Source organism: Agrobacterium sp. 5Ca39, assembly GCF_055382365.1.
This window is the reverse complement of the sequence record NZ_AP026436.1, coordinates 2,343,513-2,362,317: the sequence shown is the minus strand read 5'-3', so window position 1 is coordinate 2,362,317 and position 18,805 is coordinate 2,343,513. Positions and strand designations below refer to the sequence as shown.

Here is an 18,805-nt window from a genome sequence, read left to right as displayed (position 1 = left end):
GCATCAAAACACATGATCAAAAAAATCGCGATCGTCGCCCTTTGCGGCACCTATCTTTCCGCCTGCACCACCACCGATCCCTATACGGGCGAGCAGAAAATGTCGAACACGGCCGGCGGCGCGGGTATCGGCGCTGTTGTCGGTGCGCTCGGCGGTCTGGCTGTGGGCGGTTCGCCGGTCGGACGCCGTAACGCTGCCCTGATCGGTGCCGGCATCGGCGCGCTCGCTGGCGGCGCCATCGGCAATTACATGGATGGCCAGGAAGCGGAACTCCGCGCGCAGCTTCAGGGGACCGGCGTTTCGGTGACCCGCCGTGGCGACAGCATTGTTCTCAACATGCCGTCGAATATCACCTTTGCCACGGATCAGGATCAGGTCATTCCGCCCTTCTATCAGACGCTCGATTCCGTTGCGATCGTGCTGAACAAGTTCAACCGCACGCTGATCGACATCAACGGCCATACCGACTCGACCGGTAGCCTCGCCCACAATCAGGGGCTTTCGGAACGCCGCGCCGCGTCGGTTGCCAACTATCTCGGCGCACGCGGTGTCGATCAACGACGCATTTCAACACTTGGCTTTGGGCCTTCGCAGCCCATCGCCTCGAACGCAACGTCTGATGGTCGCGCCCAAAACCGCCGTGTGGAAGTGCTGATTTCGCCGCTCAAGGGCTGATCGACTGGAGAGGCTGAGCGGGAAAACCCACTCAGCTTTTTCGTTCTGCGATAAATCTGGCGGCCGCGATGAGAATCGCGGCCTTTTCGCCATAGGGAGCCAGGAGTTCGCTGGCCTCTGCCACTTGTTCCTGAAGTTTGCGACGCGCCCAGTCTTGGCCGCGCAGCGCCACCAGCGTTCCCTTGCCGCGTGCGGCATCCTTGCCGGTCGCCTTGCCCATGGTGGCGGCGTCGGCCGTCAAATCCAGGAGATCGTCTGCAAGCTGGAAGGCGAGGCCGATTTTTTCTCCAAAGAGGCGTAGCCTCTGCCTTTCGCAATCATCGCTACCGGCGATGATTGCGCCCGCCTCGCAGGCGAAGCGCAGCAGTGCGCCGGTTTTCATAGCCTGCAATGTAATAATGCCGGTTTCGTCCGGTGCGTTCTTTTCCGCGGCGAGATCAAGCGCCTGCCCGCCGGCCATGCCGCCGATGCCCGCTGCGCGGGCAAGCGAAAGCACGAGCGCGGCCTTGCGCCCGGCCGCGAGCGGATTTTCTTCCGATGCAATGATATCAAAGGCCAGCGTCAGCAGGCTGTCGCCAGCGAGGATGGCGGTCGCCTCGTCGAATTTGCGATGCACCGTTGGCTGGCCACGACGGAGGTCGTCGTCATCCATAGCCGGCAGATCGTCGTGAACCAGCGAATAGCAATGGAGGCATTCCAGCGCGGCACCGGCAAAAAGCGCAGCTTCTCCATCTCCGCCGAGGAGTGCGGCGCTTTCGATGACTAGGAAGGGCCGCAGGCGTTTACCGCCGTTCAGGACGCCGTGGCGCATGGCCTCGAGCAGGTTCTGCGGGCGCGCGATCTCATCCGCGCGTGTCTCGCCGGAGAGCAGGCGGCCAAGCAGGGCTTCGGTCCTGGCGGCGTTCTCGCGCAGCCGCGTTTCGAAATTCGTCATCTGAGCGTCCATGCCGCGCTCTTTGGCATGCCGCGCGAATGCAGGCAAACCTTTTCGTGATTCCCCAACTCAACTGTCGCGCCGGACTCGCCTTGAAGACGGCAATGGACTATGAAAGGCTTCAACTGGCGTGGGGTGCGGGGACGGATAGTGAGCAGTACGCCTGAAAGCGACGCAGATTACGCCGTGCTGGCGGAAGACCGGAGCAGTCCGAAGGTGGATTTTCGCACGTTGGCCAAGCGCATCATCATGACCTTGCTGGCATTGCTCATCCTGCCTTATCTGCTGATTCCGGTTTATGCGTTGCCCTTCATCCGGCCCGTGTCGACGCTGATGCTTGCCGATCTGGTGACGCTGCAAGGCTATGACAGGCGCTGGGTGCCACTAGAGGATATTTCACCGCGCCTCGTGCAATCGGTGATGATGTCCGAGGATGGGCAATTCTGTTTTCACGGCGGGGTTGACTGGAACCAGATGCAGTCCGTGGTCAGCAATGCGCTCGACGGGGCCGCGACGCGCGGCGCCAGCACCATCCCGATGCAGACGGCCAAAAACCTGTTTTTATGGAACGGTCGCTCGTTTCTGCGCAAGGGATTGGAATTGCCGCTGGCGATTGCCGCCGATTTCGTATGGTCAAAAAAGCGGATGATGGAGATTTATCTCAACGTCGCCGAATGGGGACCGGGTATTTACGGCATCGAGGCTGCCGCCCAGCACCACTTCAAGGTGCCGGCCGCCAAGCTCAGTTCCCGACAGGCCGCACTTCTGGCCGTTTCGCTTCCCAATCCCATTGATCGTGTGGCCAGCAAGCCGGGGCGCGGGTTGCAGAGGCTCGCCGGCCTTATCGAGCGCCGCGCCCGCGCCTCGGGCAGCTATGTCGGCTGCGTGCTGGATTGATACCAGCGCGCCGCTTCAGCCCTTCTTGAAAATATAGTCGGTTTCCTGGCGCAGCGTCTCGCCCGGCCGTAGGATGGCATGCGGAAAATCAGGGTGGTTGACGGCATCCGGCCAGATCTGTGTTTCCAGGCAGAAACCGGCAAAGGGACCGTAGTGACGGCCATCGAGGCCCGGAACGGGAACGTCCAGTTTGAAAGCCGAATAAAACTGCACACCGGGTTCGGTGGTGTGAACCTCTAGAGCTATATCAGAGGCTGGCGAATAAGCGCGGGCGACCTTGCGCTTGGCGCGGCGCTCGGGCGAAAGGCAGAAATTATGGTCGTAGAGAACCTGCTCACCATTTTCGCTGCGCCGCATCGGCGTCGGGTGGCGAAGGTCGAAGACGGTGCCTTCGACGGAGCGGATTTCGCCGGTCGGTATCTGCTTGTCGTTGGTGGGCAGGTAAAAGTCAGCCGCGATGCTGATCTCATGCCCAAGTGCGGTGTCGGCGCCATCGAGATTGAAATAGGAATGCTGGCACACATTGGCGATGGTCGGCTTGTCGGTCACCGTTTCATAGACCACCGACAGCACGCCGCCGTCACGGATCGTGTAGGTGGCTGTGACCGTGCAGTTGCCGGGATAACCGGCACGGCCATCGGGGTCGATGATCTGCAGAACCGCGTGGCTTTCGCCGTGTTCCATCAGCATCCAGTTGCGTTTGCCCATGCCGTCGCTGCCGCCGTGCAGGTGGGTTACGCCCTTTTCATTCAGTTCCAGCTGGTATTCGTGACCGTCGATCGAAAATCTGCCATTGCCGATGCGGTTGGCGTTACGGCCGGGTGTGGCGCCGAAATAGGAGGAATATTTATAATCCTCGAATTTGTCGAAGCCGAGAACGAGCGGCGGCTGGTGACCCTCAAGGCGCAAATCCTGGATGACGGCACCCCAGGTAATGACCTTCGCTGTAAGCCCACCTTTCGAAATGGTGACACGCTCGACCTTTTCGCCCGTTGCCGTGAAACCAAAATTCTCCCGTGCTGCCCCGTCGCTCATAACATCATTCTCCCGGTTGCCATGAATTGCCGGGCGGACGTTGCGTCATTTCCCGGCAATTCGCAATCCCGCAAATTCAGGCCGCCAGCTGGCCGATGGCCTCGAGTTCATATGGTGTCGTCTGGTATATCTCGTTGATCCAGTTTCCGAAAAACAGATGGGCATGACTGCGCCAGCGGTTAAGGGGCGCGAGTTCGGGATCGTTATGCGGAAAATAATCATGCGGCAGCTTGATCGGCACGCCGGCGTGAACATCGCGGAAGTACTCGTCCGAAAGCGATGTCGAATCATATTCGACATGATTGAACATATAGAGACGGTTGCCTGCCTTCTCATGTACCAGACATACACCCATTTCCTCCGACTCCATGAGGATTTCGAGTTCCGGATGTTTTTCGATGTCGGCGCGGCGCACTTCCGTCCAGCGTGACACGGGAACCTGGAAATCGTCCGAAAAACCATTGAGGTAGATCGACGAGGGGCAAAGATTGCGGTGGCGGTAAACACCGAAAGCCTTTTCCTTCAGCTCGTATTTAGGCACGCCGTGGAAGTGATAGATGGCGGCCATCGCGCCCCAGCAGACGTTGAGGGTCGAATGGACATTGGTCCGCGTCCACTCGAAAATCTTTTGTATTTCATTCCAGTAGGTGACGTCCTCATAGTCCAGCAGCTCAATGGGAGCACCGGTGATGATGAAACCGTCGAACTTGCGGTGACGCACCTCTTCCCACGTCTCGTAGAAGGAGAGGAGATGTTCTTCCGGCGTGTTCTTGGCGCGATGACCGCCGATGCGCACAAGCGACAACTCAACCTGAAGCGGCGAGGCGCCAACGAGGCGCGCCATCTGGATTTCCGTCTTGATCTTGTTCGGCATGAGGTTGAGAAGCCCGATCTGGAGCGGGCGGATATCCTGCCGGATGGCCGCCGTTTCGGTCATGACCCGCACGCCCTCGTGAACGAGGGTCTCAAAGGCGGGAAGCGTATCGGGAATCTTGATCGGCATGTCGAACTCTCTTTTCCGGATCACGTAAAGAACGTTGCGAAAACAAAAAAACCGGCAGCGGAAATCGCGACCGGTCCCAGGAAATTGCCTTTTTCCTCGACCCTTTAGCGACTTCTTTAAAGTGGCTGCAAGCCGGTCGGCAAATCACCACTAAGGCGTTTCATAATCCCGAAGCCGACGAAAATCAATATGGACGGTTTTCGGAGGCTTTCGGCTTTCCATTTTCGGCCGAGGTGCGATAAGGCAGGGCATGGATAAAGCGCACTTCACCATTCTGCTCGGCGGCGATGTTACGGTTACTGATCGTCTCAGGGACGTGGTCGCGGGTAGCCGCGTGATCGCGGCTGATGGCGGCATGCGCCACGCACGGCCGCTTGGCCTCACACCGGAGTTGTGGGTCGGGGATTTCGATTCCGCCACCAAAGAGTTGCTGGATGCCTGGCCCGGTGTGACACGGCAGCCTTACCCGGCAGCAAAGGCGGTGACCGACGGTGAGATAGCGGTCTCGGAGGCGCTCGCCCGCGGCGCCGGTACGCTGGTGCTTGTCGGCGCGCTCGGGGGTGCACGAAGCGACCATGCCCTCCAGCACCTCCTTTACGCCGTCGCGCTTGCCGAACGTGGTCTCGATGTTTCGCTCACCTCCGGCGAGGAAGAGGCCCGGCCGCTGCTCCCGGGCTCGCTTGATGTCTCTCTACCCGCAGGCTCGCTTTTCTCGGTGGCCGGCTTCACAGCCCTGGAGGGGCTGGATATCGGCAATGTGCGTTACCCGCTGGAGGATTTCGCGCTTGCTTTCGGTTCCTCCCGCACTATTTCCAATGTCGCGAATGGCGGCCCTGTGCATTTTTCGCTTAAAAGCGGAAAAGCCATCGTGCTCGCCCGCCCTTATGATCTGACCGGAGCCTGACGCCTTGGCACCCCCTATTTTGAAACTCGATGACATCAAGCTGACCTTCGGCGTTACCCCGCTGCTGGACGGCGCCAATCTCCAGGTGGAGCCGGGCGACCGCATCTGCCTTGTCGGACGCAACGGTTCCGGCAAGTCCACGCTGATGAAGATCGCAGCGGGCCTTGTCGAGGCCCAGTCGGGCGAGGTTTTCCGTCATCCCGCTGCAACCATCCGTTATCTGGAACAGGCTCCGGATTTTGCCGGTTACGATACCGTTCAGGCCTATGCCGAGGCGGGGCTCGGGCCTGGCGACGATGCCTATCGGGTTACTTATCTTCTCGAGCATCTCGGGCTTACGGGTCAGGAAAATCCGGCAAACCTTTCCGGTGGTGAAGCGCGCCGCGCCGCGCTTGCCCGTGTCATGGCGCCGGAGCCCGATATTCTGATGCTGGACGAACCCACCAACCATCTGGATCTGCCGACAATCGAATGGCTTGAAAGCGAACTCCAGCAGACGCGCAGCGCGCTGGTGCTGATTTCGCACGACCGTCGTTTTCTCGAACGGGTTTCGACCTCGACCGTCTGGCTCGATCGCGGCCAGTCCCGCCGTCTCAATCGTGGTTTTGCCCATTTCGAGGAATGGCGTGACAAGGTGCTTGAAGAGGAAGAGCTTGAACAACACAAGCTCGGCAAGGCCATCGAGCGCGAAGAACACTGGATGCGGTATGGCGTGACTGCAAGGCGCAAGCGCAACATGCGCCGTGTCGGTGAGCTTCAGGCCATGCGGGCGGAATATCGTGGGCACAAGGGGCCGCAGGGGACTGTACAGGCGACCGTCACGGAAGGCCGGGAGTCCGGCAAGCTGGTCATCGAGGCGGAGGCTATCACCAAGGCTTACGGTGAGCGCATGATTGTCGCGCCGTTCTCACTGCGGGTGCATCGCGGCGATTGCATCGGTCTCGTCGGACCGAATGGCGCGGGCAAGACAACGTTGCTGAAGATGCTCACCGGCCAGCTTGAACCAGACAGCGGCTGGGTCAAGCTCGGCACCAATCTCGAGATCGCAACGCTTGACCAGAAGCGCGAGGAGCTCAATCCCAACGATACGCTCGCACATTATTTGACCGACGGCCGGGGCGACAATCTTCTCGTCAATGGCGAGGTGAAGCATGTCACGGGTTATATGAAGGACTTTCTGTTCCAGCCGGAACAGGCCCGCACACCCATCCGCAACCTTTCCGGCGGCGAGCGTGCAAGGCTCATTCTGGCGCGTATTCTCGCCCGGCCGACCAATCTTCTGATTCTCGACGAACCGACCAACGATCTCGATATCGAAACGCTGGATCTGTTGCAGGAGATCGTGGCCGGTTTTTCCGGCACGGTCATCCTTGTCAGCCACGACCGTGATTTTCTTGACCGTACGGTCACCTCCACCATCGCGCCGGCCAATCCCGATCAACCGGACGGACGCTGGATCGAATATGCCGGTGGCTATTCGGATATGATGGCGCAGCGCAAGGGAGCTGCGGAAGAGAAACGAAAAGCTGAGAGACAGGAAAAGGCGAAAGCCGCACCTTCAGCCCCGTCTTCGCAGGAGCCTGGAAAGGCCAAGGCCAAGCTTTCGTTCAAGCAGAAATTCGCCCTCGAAAATCTCCCCAAGGAGATGGAGAAGGCGCAGGAAGAGATTGCAAAACGCGAGCAGCGCATGGCCGACCCGGAACTCTTCGCCAAGGATCAGGCGGCCTTCAACAAGCTGGCGCAGGAAATGGAAAAGCTGCGCGAAAAACTTGAGGCCATGGAAGAGGAGTGGCTGGAGCTGGAGATGCTGCGCGAGGAACTGGAAGGCTGAGGACGATCTTTCCGGCCGCCCCGCCATCCGCCTTTGACAGGACCGCGGAAATGCCGTTTGCTGTCCCGGTTCGGAGGAGTTCAACACCATGCGCATGATCTTCGTCAACCTGCCCGTCAAGAATATCGAGACATCGAGAGCCTTCTTCACGACACTGGGTTTCACCTTCAATCCGGAATATTCCGATGACCGCACGCTCTGCATGATTGTCGAGGAGAACATCTTCGTCATGCTCCTTCAGGAAGAGCGTTTCCGTGATTTCATCAACGGCGACATCGCCGACGCCAAGCGGAGTACCGAGGTACTGACCTGTCTTTCCGCCGGAAGCCGGGAGGAAATCGACCGTATGATCGAGGCAGCGCTCGCGTCAGGCGGCAGCCACTGGAAACCCGTTCAGGATCACGGATTCATGTATGCAGGCAGTTTTCAGGATCCCGACGGCCACGTCTGGGAACTGGTGCACATGGCGCAGCAGGGTTGATGGCAGCCATCTTGCCAAGACGGGTCTGCGGGACTACACCATTATCTTGATCTAACGGGGTGTCTTTCGCGCTTGGGCGCAAAAGGCTGAGAGGCTTGCCAACCCGAAGAACCTGATCCGGTTCATACCGGCGGAGGGATTAGACGGCTTTCATGCAGGCGGCTATTTCCCTCCTCGTTTTGAGGAGATATTCGTGCGCCGTCGTATTTTTGTAAATTCCATTATTGCCGTTTCCATGCTTCTGCCCGGCTTCGCAGTTGCGCAGGAAAAACCGGAACTGACGGTCTACACCTATGAGAGCTTTGTTTCTGAATGGGGGCCCGGTCCCAAAATAAAGGAAGCTTTCGAGAAGGTGTGCGCTTGCACCGTCAATTTTGTCGGCGTGGCGGACGGCGTGGCGCTTCTCAACCGGCTGAAATTGGAAGGTCCGGGGTCCAAGGCGGATGTCGTCGTGGGACTTGATACAAATCTGGTCGCGGAGGCGAAACAGACCGGCCTTTTCGATGTCAGCGGCGTTGATGCATCAGCGGCCAAGGTACCCGGCGGCTATGAGGACGATGTGTTCGTTCCCTATGATTACGGCCATTTCGCTATCGTCTATGACACCCAGACGCTGAAAAGCCCACCAACGAGCCTCAAAGAACTCGTGGAAGGCGACCCCGCCCAGAAGATAGCCATTCAGGACCCGCGCACCTCGACGCCGGGACTGGGGCTGCTTCTGTGGGTGAAATCGGTTTATGGCGACCAGGCGCCGGAAGCCTGGGCAAAGCTCAGGAAGCGGATCCTTACCGTTACGCCGGGCTGGTCGGAGTCCTACGGGCTCTTCACCAAGGGGGAGGTGCCGATGGTGCTGTCCTACACGACTTCGCCCGCCTATCATATGGTCGCCGAAAAGACGGATCGTTATCAGGCCGCAGCTTTCTCCGAAGGACATTACATCCAGATCGAAGTGTCAGGCCTTCTCAAAAACGCGCCGCACAAGGATCTTGCAAAGCAGTTTCTCGCATTCACCCTCACCTCCGGTTTTCAGGATACCATTCCCGAAAACAACTGGATGATGCCAGTTGCGGCAACCTCCGCCCCCCTGCCGGAGGCCTTTTCCAGGCTCGTCGTGCCGCAGAAGACTTTCCTGATGCAGCCGGAAGAGGTCGCGAAAAACCGCAAGGCATGGATAGACGAATGGCTGACGGCCATGAGCATGAATTGAAGAAGAGGCGCGTCCACGCATGATGCTGCGTCGCGATTACCGGCGGTCAATCATTTTCGGGACGGCGGCTTTTGCCGCCGTTTTCCTGTTCATGGCGCTCGCCGTGTTTGCGCTTCTGTCCTTTGATGCGGGTGCATCCGCTTCCGGCATTTTGGACCCTTATACATTGCGTATTCTGCGCTTCACGGTTTATCAGGCGACGCTCTCCACCCTTCTTTCCATCATTCTTGGTCTTCCCGTGGCCTTGGCACTCTCCCGGCAGCGGGAGTTTCCGGGAAGGATCTGGATCATCCGGTTGATGGCAGTGCCGATGGGGCTGCCGGTGATCGTCGGCGCCTTCGGTATCATTACCATCTGGGGGAGGCAGGGTGTCTTGAATACGCTTCTTGTTTTCGCCGGCGCGGAAGAACCTTTCAGCATTTACGGTCTTTCCGGCATCCTCATTGCTCATGTGTTTTTCAATCTGCCGCTTTCCGTCCGGTTGTTGCTGGCCGGGCTGGAGCGTATTCCGGGCGAATATTGGCGCATGGCGGCGAGCCTCGGCATGGGGCCGATCTCGGTTTTCCGTTTTGTCGAATGGCCGGCCGTGTCCCGGCTTGTTCCGGGTATCGCCGGCCTCATCTTCATGCTTTGCGCCACCAGTTTTACGCTCGTGCTCCTTCTGGGCGGCGGGCCGGCGGCGACCACCCTGGAGGTCGCTATATACCAGGCGCTGCGGTTCGATTTCGATCCGCAGCGGGCGATCGCGCTCTCGGTTCTGCAGATCGTCCTCACCGCGGCCCTGCTCGGCCTTCTGGCCTTCCTGCCGTCGCCGGAAGCGGAAATCGCTTCACTTGGCCGGCCTGTGCGCCGTTTCGATGCGGGCCGGGCGGCGGCCCGCCTGTGGGATGGTCTAATCATCGTTTCCGCGGTGCTGTTGATCGGACTGCCGCTGGTCGCCATTGTCTTCTCGGGGGTCCAGGCAGACCTGCCGCGCCTCATCACAGCACCGGTCTTCCTGCGCGCGGCGACGACAAGTCTTGGGATTGCCGCGTTCTCGGCAATTTTCGTGATCATCGTCAGCATGGCGATCATCCGCGCACGTCAGGCGGTCAGCGCGAAACGGCGGGCCGCGCGGCCTCTTCACCTCTTGTCCAGCGTTCTCGGCGCGGGATCGTCTCTGGTTCTGCTGGTTCCGCCCGTGGTGCTCGGAAGCGGATGGTTCCTTCTCTTGCGGCCTTTCGGTGACGTCGCTGTTTATGCCCCGGTTCTCGTGGCGCTCATCAACATGCTGATGGCCCTGCCGCTTGCCATGCGGGTGCTGGAGCCGGCCGTCACCAGTCATTTTCTCCGCACCGGCCGACTTTCCGCCAGCCTCGGGCTTCAGGGTCTGCCGCGGCTGCGGTTCGCCGATCTGCCCGTCCTGTGGCGGCCGCTGGCCATGGCATTTTCCTTCGCGATGGCCCTGTCGCTTGGCGATCTCGGCGCGGTTGCCCTGTTCGGTTCAGAGAATTTTGTCACCTTGCCGTGGCTCGTCTATAGCAATATGGGCAGCTACCGGACCAACGATGCCGCCGGTTACGCCTTTCTTCTCGGTGTGGTCTGCCTGTTGCTTGCTGCAACCGGCGTATCGCGACATTCACAACCGGAGCAGGCAAAAGCGGCAGAGGCGATGACATGAAGGGCGACGATTTCGCAGTGCAGCTTGACAGGGTCAGGCTGCGGCTTGGAACGCAGGATTTCGACCTCGACTGTGCGTTTCCGCAGGGGCAGGTCACCGCTGTCGTCGGTGCATCCGGTTCGGGAAAATCGACACTGCTTAACCTCGTTGCCGGTTTCGAGTTGCCGGATTCCGGCCGCGTGATGATCGGCGGACGGGACGTGACGACGCTCGACCCTTCCGAAAGGCCTGTCTCTTCGATCTTTCAGGACAATAATCTTTTTGCCCATCTCGACGTTTTTACCAATGTCGCGCTTGGTATAAGCCCCACGCTCAGATTACACGCGGAAGACCGGCAAAGGATAAATGTTGCGCTTGCGCGCGTTGGTCTTTCGGGTTTCGACAAGCGTTTGCCGGGCACGCTCTCCGGAGGAGAAAGGCAGAGGGCGGCGCTTGCGCGCGCATTGGTCAGGAAGAAGCCCGTCATGCTGCTCGATGAACCTTTCGCCGCACTTGATCCAGGGTTACGGGCGGGCATGAGTTCTCTGTTGCTTGACTTGCATCAAGAAACAAATAATGCGGTGATTATTGTGAGCCATCACCCGGAAGACATAAAAAGATTAGCGCGGCGGGTGGTTTTTCTTGATCGTGGCCGTGTCGTTTTTGCCGGAGCGACAGCGGATTTCTTTGCCACACAAAATGTGAAAGCCGTGGACAGTTTCCTGAACGGGTGACCGCCTTATTTTCGACGCGCGCCGCTGGCAATCGCTTTAGATGACTTCAATGGCGCTAATTTGCACTTGCCAGTTTCAAGTTGTTGCCCGAGAAAAGATGAGAATTATTGCGTTCTTCAGGAATATTCCGGATTTGATGGATCGATTTTACCGTCTCGGCATTCATCGCCCGTTGGGGCGAATCTGTTATTCTGGTCTGCAATTAACGGATGATCAGGAACGTTAAGGGGCAGGCATAGAGAATGAAAAATAGCATGACTGCACAGCGGAGGCTCTTCTCCGGTTCAGGCCTTCGCCGTTCCGGCCGGCTCGCTGCGGCGTGGTCCGCGCTGACCGCTTCTGCCGTGTTGCTGTCATCGTGCCAATCTCTTTTCAGCCCGGCCTACCAGTCCACATTGCGTCCCTCGGACAATCCGCAGACGGTGGAAGAGGTTCAGAAGAACGATCCGCGCGCGCAGATGGGCGCACGCGAACATCCACGCATCGTGGCAAGCTATGGCGGCGAATATCGTGATGCCAAGACGGAGCGGCTTGTCGCACGGATTGCCGGAGCGCTGACGGCCGTCTCCGAAAATCCGCAGCAATCCTACCGCATCACCATTCTCAATTCGCCCGCCATCAACGCTTTCGCTTTGCCCGGCGGGTATCTTTACGTGACGCGCGGGCTTCTGGCGCTCGCCAATGACGCCTCGGAAGTGGCGGCCGTGCTGTCGCACGAAATGGGCCACGTCACCGCCAACCACGGGATCGAACGTCAGCGCCGCGAAGAAGCGGAAGTGATTGCGAGCCGCGTGGTTGCAGAGGTCCTGTCCAGCGATCTCGCCGGCAAGCAGGCGCTGGCCCGTGGCAAGCTGCGGCTTGCAGCTTTTTCGCGCCAGCAGGAGTTGCAGGCGGATGTGATCGGGGTACGCATGCTTGGCGAGGCGGGTTACGATCCTTACGCATCGCCGCGCTTTCTTGATTCCATGGCGGCCTATGCGCGGTTCTCTTCGGCCGATCCGGAAAACGACCAGAGCCTCGACTTCCTTTCGAGTCACCCCAATACACCACAGCGCATCGAGCTTGCGCGCCGGCATGCCCGTGCCTTCGGCCAGGAAGGCCAGGTCGGAGATCGTGGCCGAGACTGGTTTCTCGATGGTATAGACGGGCTGCTTTACGGCGATAGCCCGCAGGAAGGTTATGTCCGCGGCCAGACATTCCTGCATGGAACGCTCGGCATTCGTTTCGACGTGCCGGAAGGGTTCGTGATCGACAACAAGGTTGAGGCTGTCCTGGCGACAGGGCCGGGCGAGGTCGCAATCCGTTTCGACGGCGTCGCCGATCCGAAACAGACGAGCCTTGCCAATTACCTGACGAGCGGCTGGGTCGCCGGCCTGCTGCCTGAAACGGTAAAGGAAACGCAGATCAACGGACTGGAGGCCGCGACAGCCCGGGCAAGCGCGGATAAATGGGATTTCGACGTCACGGTCATCCGCGTCGGCCAGCAGATATTCCGGTTCCTGACCGCGGTGCCGAAGGGCAATACGCAACTCGATTCCATCGCCAATACCTTGCGCACCAGCTTCCGCAAGATGACGCCGCAGGAGATCGCCTCCCTGAAGCCGCTAAGAGTGCGGGTGGTGACGGTGAAGCCGGGTGAAACCGTGGCCACGATGGCGGCGCGGATGATGGGAACGGAGCGGAAGCTCGACATGTTCCGCATGATCAATGCGATGGGCGCCACGGCCACGATTCAGCCCGGGCAAAGGGTAAAGATCATCTCTGAATAACAAAAACCCCGGATAGCCCCGGGGTTTTATGTTCAGGCCTTCACCCGGCGATCACTGCCACTCACGAACGTCAACAAAATGACCCGCAATGGCTGCCGCCGCCGCCATGGCGGGGGAGACGAGGTGGGTACGGCTCTTATAGCCCTGACGGCCTTCGAAATTGCGGTTCGAGGTGGACGCGCAGCGTTCGCCGGGTTTCAGGCGGTCGTCATTCATGGCAAGGCACATGGAGCAGCCTGGCTCGCGCCATTCGAAACCGGCTTCGAGGAAAATCCTGTCCAGACCTTCCTTTTCCGCCTGTTCTTTCACGAGACCGGAGCCGGGCACGATCATGGCCGAAACGGTGGGAGCGACTTTACGGCCGTCAACGATCTTCGCCGCCGCGCGCAAATCCTCGATGCGGCCATTGGTGCAGGAGCCGATGAAGACGCGGTCAATGGCGATATCGGTAATGCGCGTGCCGGGCTTGAGGCCCATGTAGTCAAGCGCACGCCACTTGGAGGCGCGCTTGTTTTCTTCATCGATATCATCGGGATTGGGAACAATGCCTTGAACAGAGGTTACATCTTCCGGAGAAGAGCCCCAGGAGACGATAGGCGGAAGATTGGCCGCATCAAGGATGACGACCTTGTCGTAATGGGCGCCCTCGTCGGATTTCAGAGTCTTCCAGTAGGCGATCGCCTGTTCCAGCGTTTCGCCCTTCGGCGCACGCGGCTTGTCCTTGATGTATTCGAAGGTCGTTTCGTCAGGTGCAATCAGGCCGGCGCGGGCGCCGCCCTCGATGGTCATGTTGCAGACCGTCATGCGACCTTCCATGGAGAGCGAACGGATCGCCTCACCGGCAAATTCGATGACATGGCCGGTGCCACCGGCGGTGCCTATCTCGCCGATAATGGCAAGGATGATGTCCTTGGCGGTAACGCCCTCGGGGATTTTGCCATCGACACGCACCAGCATGTTCTTGGCTTTCTTTTGGATCAGCGTCTGTGTGGCCAGAACATGCTCAACTTCGGAGGTGCCGATGCCATGCGCCAGTGCGCCGAATGCGCCGTGGGTGGAGGTGTGGCTGTCGCCGCAGACGATCGTCATACCCGGCAGGGTGAAACCCTGTTCGGGACCGACGATGTGAACGATGCCCTGGCGCTTGTCGCGTTCGGAATAATATTCAACGCCGAAGTCCCTGGCATTCTGCGCCAGCGCTTCCACCTGAATGCGGCTTTCTTCGTTCTTGATGCCTTCCAGCCGGTCGGCGGTGGTCGGCACGTTATGATCGACCACAGCGAGCGTGCGGGCCGGCGAATGCACCGGACGGCCGGCGATGCGCAGACCTTCGAAGGCCTGCGGGCTCGTCACCTCATGAACGAGGTGACGGTCAATATAGAGAAGACAGGTTCCATCCGGGTCGCGATTGACGACGTGGTCGTCCCAGATCTTGTCATACAAAGTGCGGGGTGCGCTCATGGCTCTGTGCCTTGTCATGGAAAAGGATAATAGGGTTCAGTAAGGCGGTGGACAGCAGTGCTGTCAGGCGAGCCTAAGTCGGCTGGTGAGCGCCCCGGAAATGCGCGCAAAGAAGCGTGCCGGCAGACGCTTGTGGTCCTGCAGCACATACACATTCTGAGCGAGACATCCGAATTTAGATCCCATGGCAACTTTCATAGCAGATCGATGGTTTTACGGCAACATGAATGCGCAGGAGACAGGCTGAAGGACAGGATCGTGCCAACACTATGCACTGCATCACGGCGAGACGGCCTGCCCAGCAACGCTTTGCGGTTGTTATGATGCAACGCAACTTGCCTATTTTGCAGCGCACATATAGATGGGTTCCCTTATCATTTGCATTCGACGAGAAATCGAAGGGAGGAAAGCATATGGTATCCGAAAAGGCCCTTATCTCGAAGATCACCTGGCGGCTCATGCCGTTTCTTGGCCTTCTCTATCTCATCGCCTATATTGACCGACAGAATGTCAGCTATGCCAAGCTGCAGATGGTCGATGCGTTGAGCCTCAGCGAATACGCCTATGGTCTTGGCGCGTCGCTATTCTTCATCGGCTACTTCATCTTCGAAGTGCCGAGCAACCTGTTCCTCAACCGCTTCGGCGCCAGCAAATGGTTTGCCCGCATTCTGGTTTCCTGGGGGGCCGTCACCATCGCGCTTGCCTATACGCAGAACGCCACGATGTTTTACATCCTGCGCTTCCTGCTCGGGCTTTGCGAGGCGGGCTTCTTCCCGGGTGTGCTGTTCCTGATGACGCTCTGGTTCCCGCGCGATTATCGCGGCCGCATGATCGGCCTGTTCATGATCTTCAGCGCGCTCGCCAATGCCATCGGCGCGCCGCTCGGCGGCATGTTGCTCGATCTCGACGGTTTCCTCGGTTATGCCGGGTGGGAATGGGTATTCCTTGCCACTGGTATTCCGGCTGTGATCGCTGGCATAGCCACCTTCTTCTATCTGGATGATACGCCCGAAAAGGCCAAGTTTCTGTCGCAGGACGAGAAGGACTGGCTGAAGAACCGGCTTGCCGAAGAGAACAAGGGCATGGAAGAGCATGCGGAAGATGGCTTCAAAGCCCTGATCAATCCGCGGGTTCTGTTCATGTCGCTCTGCTATGTTGGATTTCCGCTGGCCGCCTATGGTCTCAGCTACTGGCTTCCAACCATCGTGAAGAGCTTTGGCGTTTCCAACACCGCGAACGGTTTCATCAACATCATCCCCTGGGTGATCGTTGCCGTTGCCTTGTTCGTCGTGCCTCTGGCGGCCGATAAGGCAAAGAACAAGACGCCCTATATCGTTGGTCCTGCCTTTATCGGCGCGTTTTGCCTGCTGATGTCGGCATTGCTGAGCGACCCGGTGTTGCAGTTCGCTTTCCTCTGCATCGCCGCTGCAGGTATCTTTGCAGGCCAGCCGGTGTTCTGGAGCCTGCCCGGCCGCTTCCTCAAGGGAGCGGGCGCTGCTGCGGGTATCGCCGCCATCAATTCGGTCGGCAATCTCGGTGGCTTCGTGGCGCAAAACGTCGTGCCCTGGATCAAGGATCAGACCGGCAGCACCATTGCGCCGATGTTCTTCCTTGCCTTCTGCCTCGCGCTTGCCGGTGTGCTAGTCATCATCGCCACCCGCAAGATGGGCAATCAGGCTCAAACCGCCTGAACCAAAAGAGAGGGATAGCCGGATTGCTTCCGGCTGTCCCCTTTCCCTCATCCTTGTTTCGAGCGCATCGCCTTTTCAATCCGCCGCAATATCAGTGACAGGCCTATGGTCAGGATCAGGTAGATATAGGCGACGATCGAATAGGTCTCGAAAAACCGGAAAGAACCGGCGGCATAGACTTTTCCCATTTGGGTGATGTCGGTGACGCCGAGCACCGAAACAAGTGAGCTGTCCTTCACCATCGACACGAAATCGTTCGACAGCGGCGGAAAGATCGTCCGGGTCGCCTGTGGCAGAGTGATCAGCCTGAAGCGCTGATAGCGGCTGAAACCGAGGGCCTTTGCTGCCTCGATCTGCCCGTCCGGAACGGCCTGTATGCCGGCGCGGAAAATCTCTGCAATGAAAGCCGCATAACCGATGGTCAGTGCGATGATCGCCCGCCAGATCAATGATACGTCCCGCACAAGCAAAGGCTCCACCCATCCCTGTGAGACAAGCGGAGCAGTCAGCCCGTTATAGAGTGCCACCAGGCCTGGCGTTCCCACAAAAGCGATGTAGAAAAGCAGAACGATGATCGGTATGCCGCGAACCACTTCGATGTAAAACCGCGCCACTTGCCGTGCCACGATATTATCAGCCATTCCGACGAGGGCGATGCAAAGGCCGAGCAATGTTGCCAGCATAAAGGCCGTGAGCGTGACGGAAACCGTGATGCCGACACCTTTTGCCACGGTGCTGAACACCTGCGTGTAAATGCCATTGACAGCGATCATCGCGGCAAGGGCAATGCCGATCACGAGGATCGCGAGCAGCCACCAGGGAAAATCCTCGCTCGTGCTGTTCTGCGTGTTCCGCTTTGTTGTGGCGTCGTGCAGCGTCATTCGCCAAGCTTGTAGTCGAGGAACCACTTCTTATCGAGTGCGGCGAAGGTGCCGTCCGCCTTCAGCGCCGCGATCGCGGCATTGACAGGGGCAACGAGATCGGAACCTTTTTTGAAGATGAAACCGAAGTCATCGCCGCCAAGCGGACCACCGATCAGTTTGAGCGTGCCGTTTGACGCATCGACATAACCCTTGCCGGCAACGCCATCGGTGAGCACGAGGTCGACATCGCCTGTTTTCAACGCCTGAACGCTGGCGCCGAAGGTTTCCATCAGGCGAAGGCGCGGATTTTGCTCGTTGCCATCCAGAACATCGTAAACGGCCGTGTAGAAGGGCGTGGTGCCGGCCTGTGCGCCAACGAGACCTTTATCGAAGGCGGCGAAACTCTTTGCGTCGGTAAAGCGGTTTTCGTCTGCCCGCACCAGCATGAACATTTCCGAACGCATATAAGGGACGGAGAAATCCACTTTTTCCCTGCGGTCGTCCTTGATGCTGATTCCGGTCATCCCGATGTCGTATTGCCCCGCAGAAACTGACTGTATCATCGCGTCCCAGGAAATATTTTGATATTCGACCTTGAAATTCAGCCGTCTGGCGATCTCTTCCATCGCATCATATTCCCATCCGATGGCTTTTCCGCTTTTCGGGTCGACGAATTGCAGCGGCGGATAGGCATTTTCCGTGACCACGACGACGGTGCGTCCCTCAAGATCCGGCAGATCGACGGCGCCGGCGAGTGCAGGCGTCATGGCCAATACGGCGAGGGCGGCGAGAAACGGGCGTCTGGCGATCATGAAAGGCTCCGGAGCGATTTTTCTCAAATTGCACGCTTGCCGGAGCGAGAGCAAGACATGTGAGCGCAACAAAAAAGGCGGTCCCAAGACCGCCTTTTTCGTAAATCCAGTAAACTGGAAATCTTATTCTGCTGCGGTTTCTGCAGCCTTTGCTGCTTCTTCTGCTGCCTTGGCTTCAGCAGCTTCGGCTGCTGCCTTTTCGGCGGCGAGAGCCTGTGCTGCTGCTACCTTTTCAGCTTCCAGACGTGCCTTTTCTTCGGCAGCTGCCTGGCGCTCGGACTCGTTCAGCTTACGGGCGCGCGTACCGGTGTTTTCAACGATACGGGCAGCCTTGCCGCGACGGTCGCGCAGATAGTAGAGCTTCGCACGACGAACCTTACCGCGGCGAACGATTTCAACGCCTTCGACCAGCGGCGAGTAGATCGGGAATACGCGCTCGACGCCTTCGCCGTAGGAGATCTTGCGAACGGTGAAGCTTTCGGAAAGGCCGCCGCCGGAACGGGCGATGCAAACGCCTTCATAAGCCTGAACGCGGGTACGGTTACCTTCGGTAACGCGCACGTTCACGCGCAGCGTGTCGCCCGGAGAAAACTCAGGCAGGGTGCGCTTTGCTTCGATCTTGGCAGCTTGTTCGGCTTCCAGCTGCTGAATGATATTGGTCATGTTAACCTCTGATTTCTTCTGAAACAGCCAGAGCGCTCAACGGTTGCCTGTCGGTCGATGCCTTCAGGCCATGCCTTGCGGCAGGAGCGGGTTCGCCATTCTTTGCTTGCGGTTAAAGGGGTAAACCCCAATTCCACGCGGGCACATACACGAGGATGCACCGTTTGTCATCCCTTCATGACAATTTTTATCAATTCTTCGCCGCG

The 18,805-nt window shown here is 58.8% G+C and carries 17 protein-coding genes and 2 riboswitches; of the genes, 10 read left to right on the top strand and 7 right to left on the bottom strand.

Annotated features, from left to right (window positions below; genetic code table 11):
• Positions 1–12 precede the first annotated feature (12 nt).
• The gene (locus ACZ47E_RS11670) at positions 13–675 is read left to right on the top strand and encodes a YiaD family glycine zipper/OmpA-like lipoprotein (protein WP_004443979.1); all 663 of its coding nucleotides are present in this window, start codon (positions 13–15) and stop codon (positions 673–675) included.
• Positions 676–706: 31 nt separating this feature from the next.
• Here ACZ47E_RS11670 and ACZ47E_RS11665 read toward each other — a convergent pair whose 3' ends face one another.
• Positions 707–1,621 carry a polyprenyl synthetase family protein gene (locus ACZ47E_RS11665; protein ID WP_004443976.1) on the bottom strand — a complete coding sequence of 305 codons (915 nt, stop codon included), beginning with the start codon at positions 1,619–1,621 and terminating at the stop codon, positions 707–709.
• A gap of 237 nt (positions 1,622–1,858) precedes the next feature.
• On the opposite strand from ACZ47E_RS11665, the gene mtgA reads away from it, so the two are divergent.
• Entirely contained in the window at positions 1,859–2,506 is a 648-nt protein-coding gene (gene mtgA, locus ACZ47E_RS11660) for a monofunctional biosynthetic peptidoglycan transglycosylase (RefSeq protein ID WP_220360067.1), read from the top strand.
• A 15-nt stretch (positions 2,507–2,521) separates the two neighbouring features.
• Here mtgA and ACZ47E_RS11655 read toward each other — a convergent pair whose 3' ends face one another.
• Together ACZ47E_RS11655 and metA are read right to left on the bottom strand one after the other, a co-directional pair.
• The gene (locus tag ACZ47E_RS11655; RefSeq protein ID WP_022556979.1) at positions 2,522–3,541 is read right to left on the bottom strand and encodes an aldose epimerase family protein; all 1,020 of its coding nucleotides are present in this window, start codon (positions 3,539–3,541) and stop codon (positions 2,522–2,524) included.
• 76 nt (positions 3,542–3,617) lie between these two features.
• Positions 3,618–4,544, bottom strand: a complete 927-nt coding sequence (gene metA, locus ACZ47E_RS11650; protein ID WP_142186834.1) for a homoserine O-acetyltransferase MetA — start codon at positions 4,542–4,544, stop codon at positions 3,618–3,620.
• A gap of 84 nt (positions 4,545–4,628) precedes the next feature.
• A riboswitch (SAM riboswitch) is annotated at positions 4,629–4,705 on the bottom strand.
• A gap of 89 nt (positions 4,706–4,794) precedes the next feature.
• Between metA and ACZ47E_RS11645 the strand changes: the two genes are divergently transcribed.
• From ACZ47E_RS11645 to ACZ47E_RS11615, 7 genes are all read left to right on the top strand, one after another.
• Positions 4,795–5,448: a thiamine diphosphokinase gene (locus ACZ47E_RS11645; protein WP_107340285.1), complete on the top strand. Its 654-nt coding sequence runs from the start codon at positions 4,795–4,797 to the stop codon at positions 5,446–5,448.
• Positions 5,449–5,452: 4 nt separating this feature from the next.
• Positions 5,453–7,279 carry an ABC-F family ATP-binding cassette domain-containing protein gene (locus ACZ47E_RS11640; RefSeq protein ID WP_004443966.1) on the top strand — a complete coding sequence of 609 codons (1,827 nt, stop codon included), beginning with the start codon at positions 5,453–5,455 and terminating at the stop codon, positions 7,277–7,279.
• 88 nt (positions 7,280–7,367) lie between these two features.
• Positions 7,368–7,760 (top strand): VOC family protein, encoded by a 393-nt coding sequence (locus tag ACZ47E_RS11635; protein ID WP_006698278.1) that lies wholly within the window; start codon positions 7,368–7,370, stop codon positions 7,758–7,760.
• A 45-nt stretch (positions 7,761–7,805) separates the two neighbouring features.
• A riboswitch (TPP riboswitch) is annotated at positions 7,806–7,916 on the top strand.
• A gap of 37 nt (positions 7,917–7,953) precedes the next feature.
• Entirely contained in the window at positions 7,954–8,967 is a 1,014-nt protein-coding gene (gene thiB / locus ACZ47E_RS11630) for a thiamine ABC transporter substrate binding subunit (protein WP_082074410.1), read from the top strand.
• A gap of 19 nt (positions 8,968–8,986) precedes the next feature.
• Positions 8,987–10,627 (top strand): thiamine/thiamine pyrophosphate ABC transporter permease ThiP, encoded by a 1,641-nt coding sequence (thiP, locus tag ACZ47E_RS11625; protein WP_278067067.1) that lies wholly within the window; start codon positions 8,987–8,989, stop codon positions 10,625–10,627.
• Positions 10,624–11,340, top strand: coding sequence for a thiamine ABC transporter ATP-binding protein (locus ACZ47E_RS11620; RefSeq protein WP_072495165.1), 717 nt, complete (start codon positions 10,624–10,626; stop codon positions 11,338–11,340). The genes thiP and ACZ47E_RS11620 overlap by 4 nt, the downstream gene beginning before the upstream one ends.
• A gap of 254 nt (positions 11,341–11,594) precedes the next feature.
• Positions 11,595–13,109 carry a M48 family metalloprotease gene (locus ACZ47E_RS11615; protein WP_034500057.1) on the top strand — a complete coding sequence of 505 codons (1,515 nt, stop codon included), beginning with the start codon at positions 11,595–11,597 and terminating at the stop codon, positions 13,107–13,109.
• 51 nt (positions 13,110–13,160) lie between these two features.
• Here ACZ47E_RS11615 and leuC read toward each other — a convergent pair whose 3' ends face one another.
• Entirely contained in the window at positions 13,161–14,570 is a 1,410-nt protein-coding gene (gene leuC, locus ACZ47E_RS11610) for a 3-isopropylmalate dehydratase large subunit (RefSeq protein ID WP_004443956.1), read from the bottom strand.
• A 413-nt stretch (positions 14,571–14,983) separates the two neighbouring features.
• Between leuC and ACZ47E_RS11605 the strand changes: the two genes are divergently transcribed.
• Positions 14,984–16,261 (top strand): MFS transporter, encoded by a 1,278-nt coding sequence (locus ACZ47E_RS11605; RefSeq protein ID WP_022556971.1) that lies wholly within the window; start codon positions 14,984–14,986, stop codon positions 16,259–16,261.
• Between the two features lie 47 nt (positions 16,262–16,308).
• Here ACZ47E_RS11605 and ACZ47E_RS11600 read toward each other — a convergent pair whose 3' ends face one another.
• The 3 genes from ACZ47E_RS11600 to rplS all read right to left on the bottom strand — a co-directional run bounded on the left by ACZ47E_RS11600 (position 16,309) and on the right by rplS (position 18,599).
• The gene (locus ACZ47E_RS11600; protein WP_137069027.1) at positions 16,309–17,142 is read right to left on the bottom strand and encodes an amino acid ABC transporter permease; all 834 of its coding nucleotides are present in this window, start codon (positions 17,140–17,142) and stop codon (positions 16,309–16,311) included.
• On the bottom strand, positions 17,139–17,936 hold the full coding sequence (locus ACZ47E_RS11595) for a transporter substrate-binding domain-containing protein (protein WP_004443949.1): 798 nt from the start codon (positions 17,934–17,936) through the stop codon (positions 17,139–17,141). The genes ACZ47E_RS11600 and ACZ47E_RS11595 overlap by 4 nt, the downstream gene beginning before the upstream one ends.
• 123 nt (positions 17,937–18,059) lie before the next feature.
• Positions 18,060–18,599, bottom strand: coding sequence for a 50S ribosomal protein L19 (gene rplS / locus ACZ47E_RS11590; RefSeq protein ID WP_003505101.1), 540 nt, complete (start codon positions 18,597–18,599; stop codon positions 18,060–18,062).
• Positions 18,600–18,805 lie beyond the last annotated feature (206 nt).

Bases quoted from the DNA above. Each gene is read 5' to 3' on its own strand.
- thiP (WP_278067067.1), top strand. From the start codon at position 8,987: ATGATGCTGCGTCGCGATTACCGGCGGTCAATCATTTTCGGGACGGCG.
- ACZ47E_RS11600 (WP_137069027.1), bottom strand. From the start codon at position 17,142: ATGACGCTGCACGACGCCACAACAAAGCGGAACACGCAGAACAGCACG.
- metA (WP_142186834.1), bottom strand. From the start codon at position 4,544: ATGCCGATCAAGATTCCCGATACGCTTCCCGCCTTTGAGACCCTCGTT.
- ACZ47E_RS11670 (WP_004443979.1), top strand. From the start codon at position 13: ATGATCAAAAAAATCGCGATCGTCGCCCTTTGCGGCACCTATCTTTCC.
- ACZ47E_RS11655 (WP_022556979.1), bottom strand. From the start codon at position 3,541: ATGAGCGACGGGGCAGCACGGGAGAATTTTGGTTTCACGGCAACGGGC.
- ACZ47E_RS11615 (WP_034500057.1), top strand. From the start codon at position 11,595: ATGACTGCACAGCGGAGGCTCTTCTCCGGTTCAGGCCTTCGCCGTTCC.
- rplS (WP_003505101.1), bottom strand. From the start codon at position 18,599: ATGACCAATATCATTCAGCAGCTGGAAGCCGAACAAGCTGCCAAGATC.
- ACZ47E_RS11595 (WP_004443949.1), bottom strand. From the start codon at position 17,936: ATGATCGCCAGACGCCCGTTTCTCGCCGCCCTCGCCGTATTGGCCATG.
- mtgA (WP_220360067.1), top strand. From the start codon at position 1,859: ATGACCTTGCTGGCATTGCTCATCCTGCCTTATCTGCTGATTCCGGTT.
- ACZ47E_RS11645 (WP_107340285.1), top strand. From the start codon at position 4,795: ATGGATAAAGCGCACTTCACCATTCTGCTCGGCGGCGATGTTACGGTT.
- leuC (WP_004443956.1), bottom strand. From the start codon at position 14,570: ATGAGCGCACCCCGCACTTTGTATGACAAGATCTGGGACGACCACGTC.
- ACZ47E_RS11665 (WP_004443976.1), bottom strand. From the start codon at position 1,621: ATGGACGCTCAGATGACGAATTTCGAAACGCGGCTGCGCGAGAACGCC.
- ACZ47E_RS11620 (WP_072495165.1), top strand. From the start codon at position 10,624: ATGAAGGGCGACGATTTCGCAGTGCAGCTTGACAGGGTCAGGCTGCGG.
- ACZ47E_RS11605 (WP_022556971.1), top strand. From the start codon at position 14,984: ATGGTATCCGAAAAGGCCCTTATCTCGAAGATCACCTGGCGGCTCATG.
- ACZ47E_RS11635 (WP_006698278.1), top strand. From the start codon at position 7,368: ATGCGCATGATCTTCGTCAACCTGCCCGTCAAGAATATCGAGACATCG.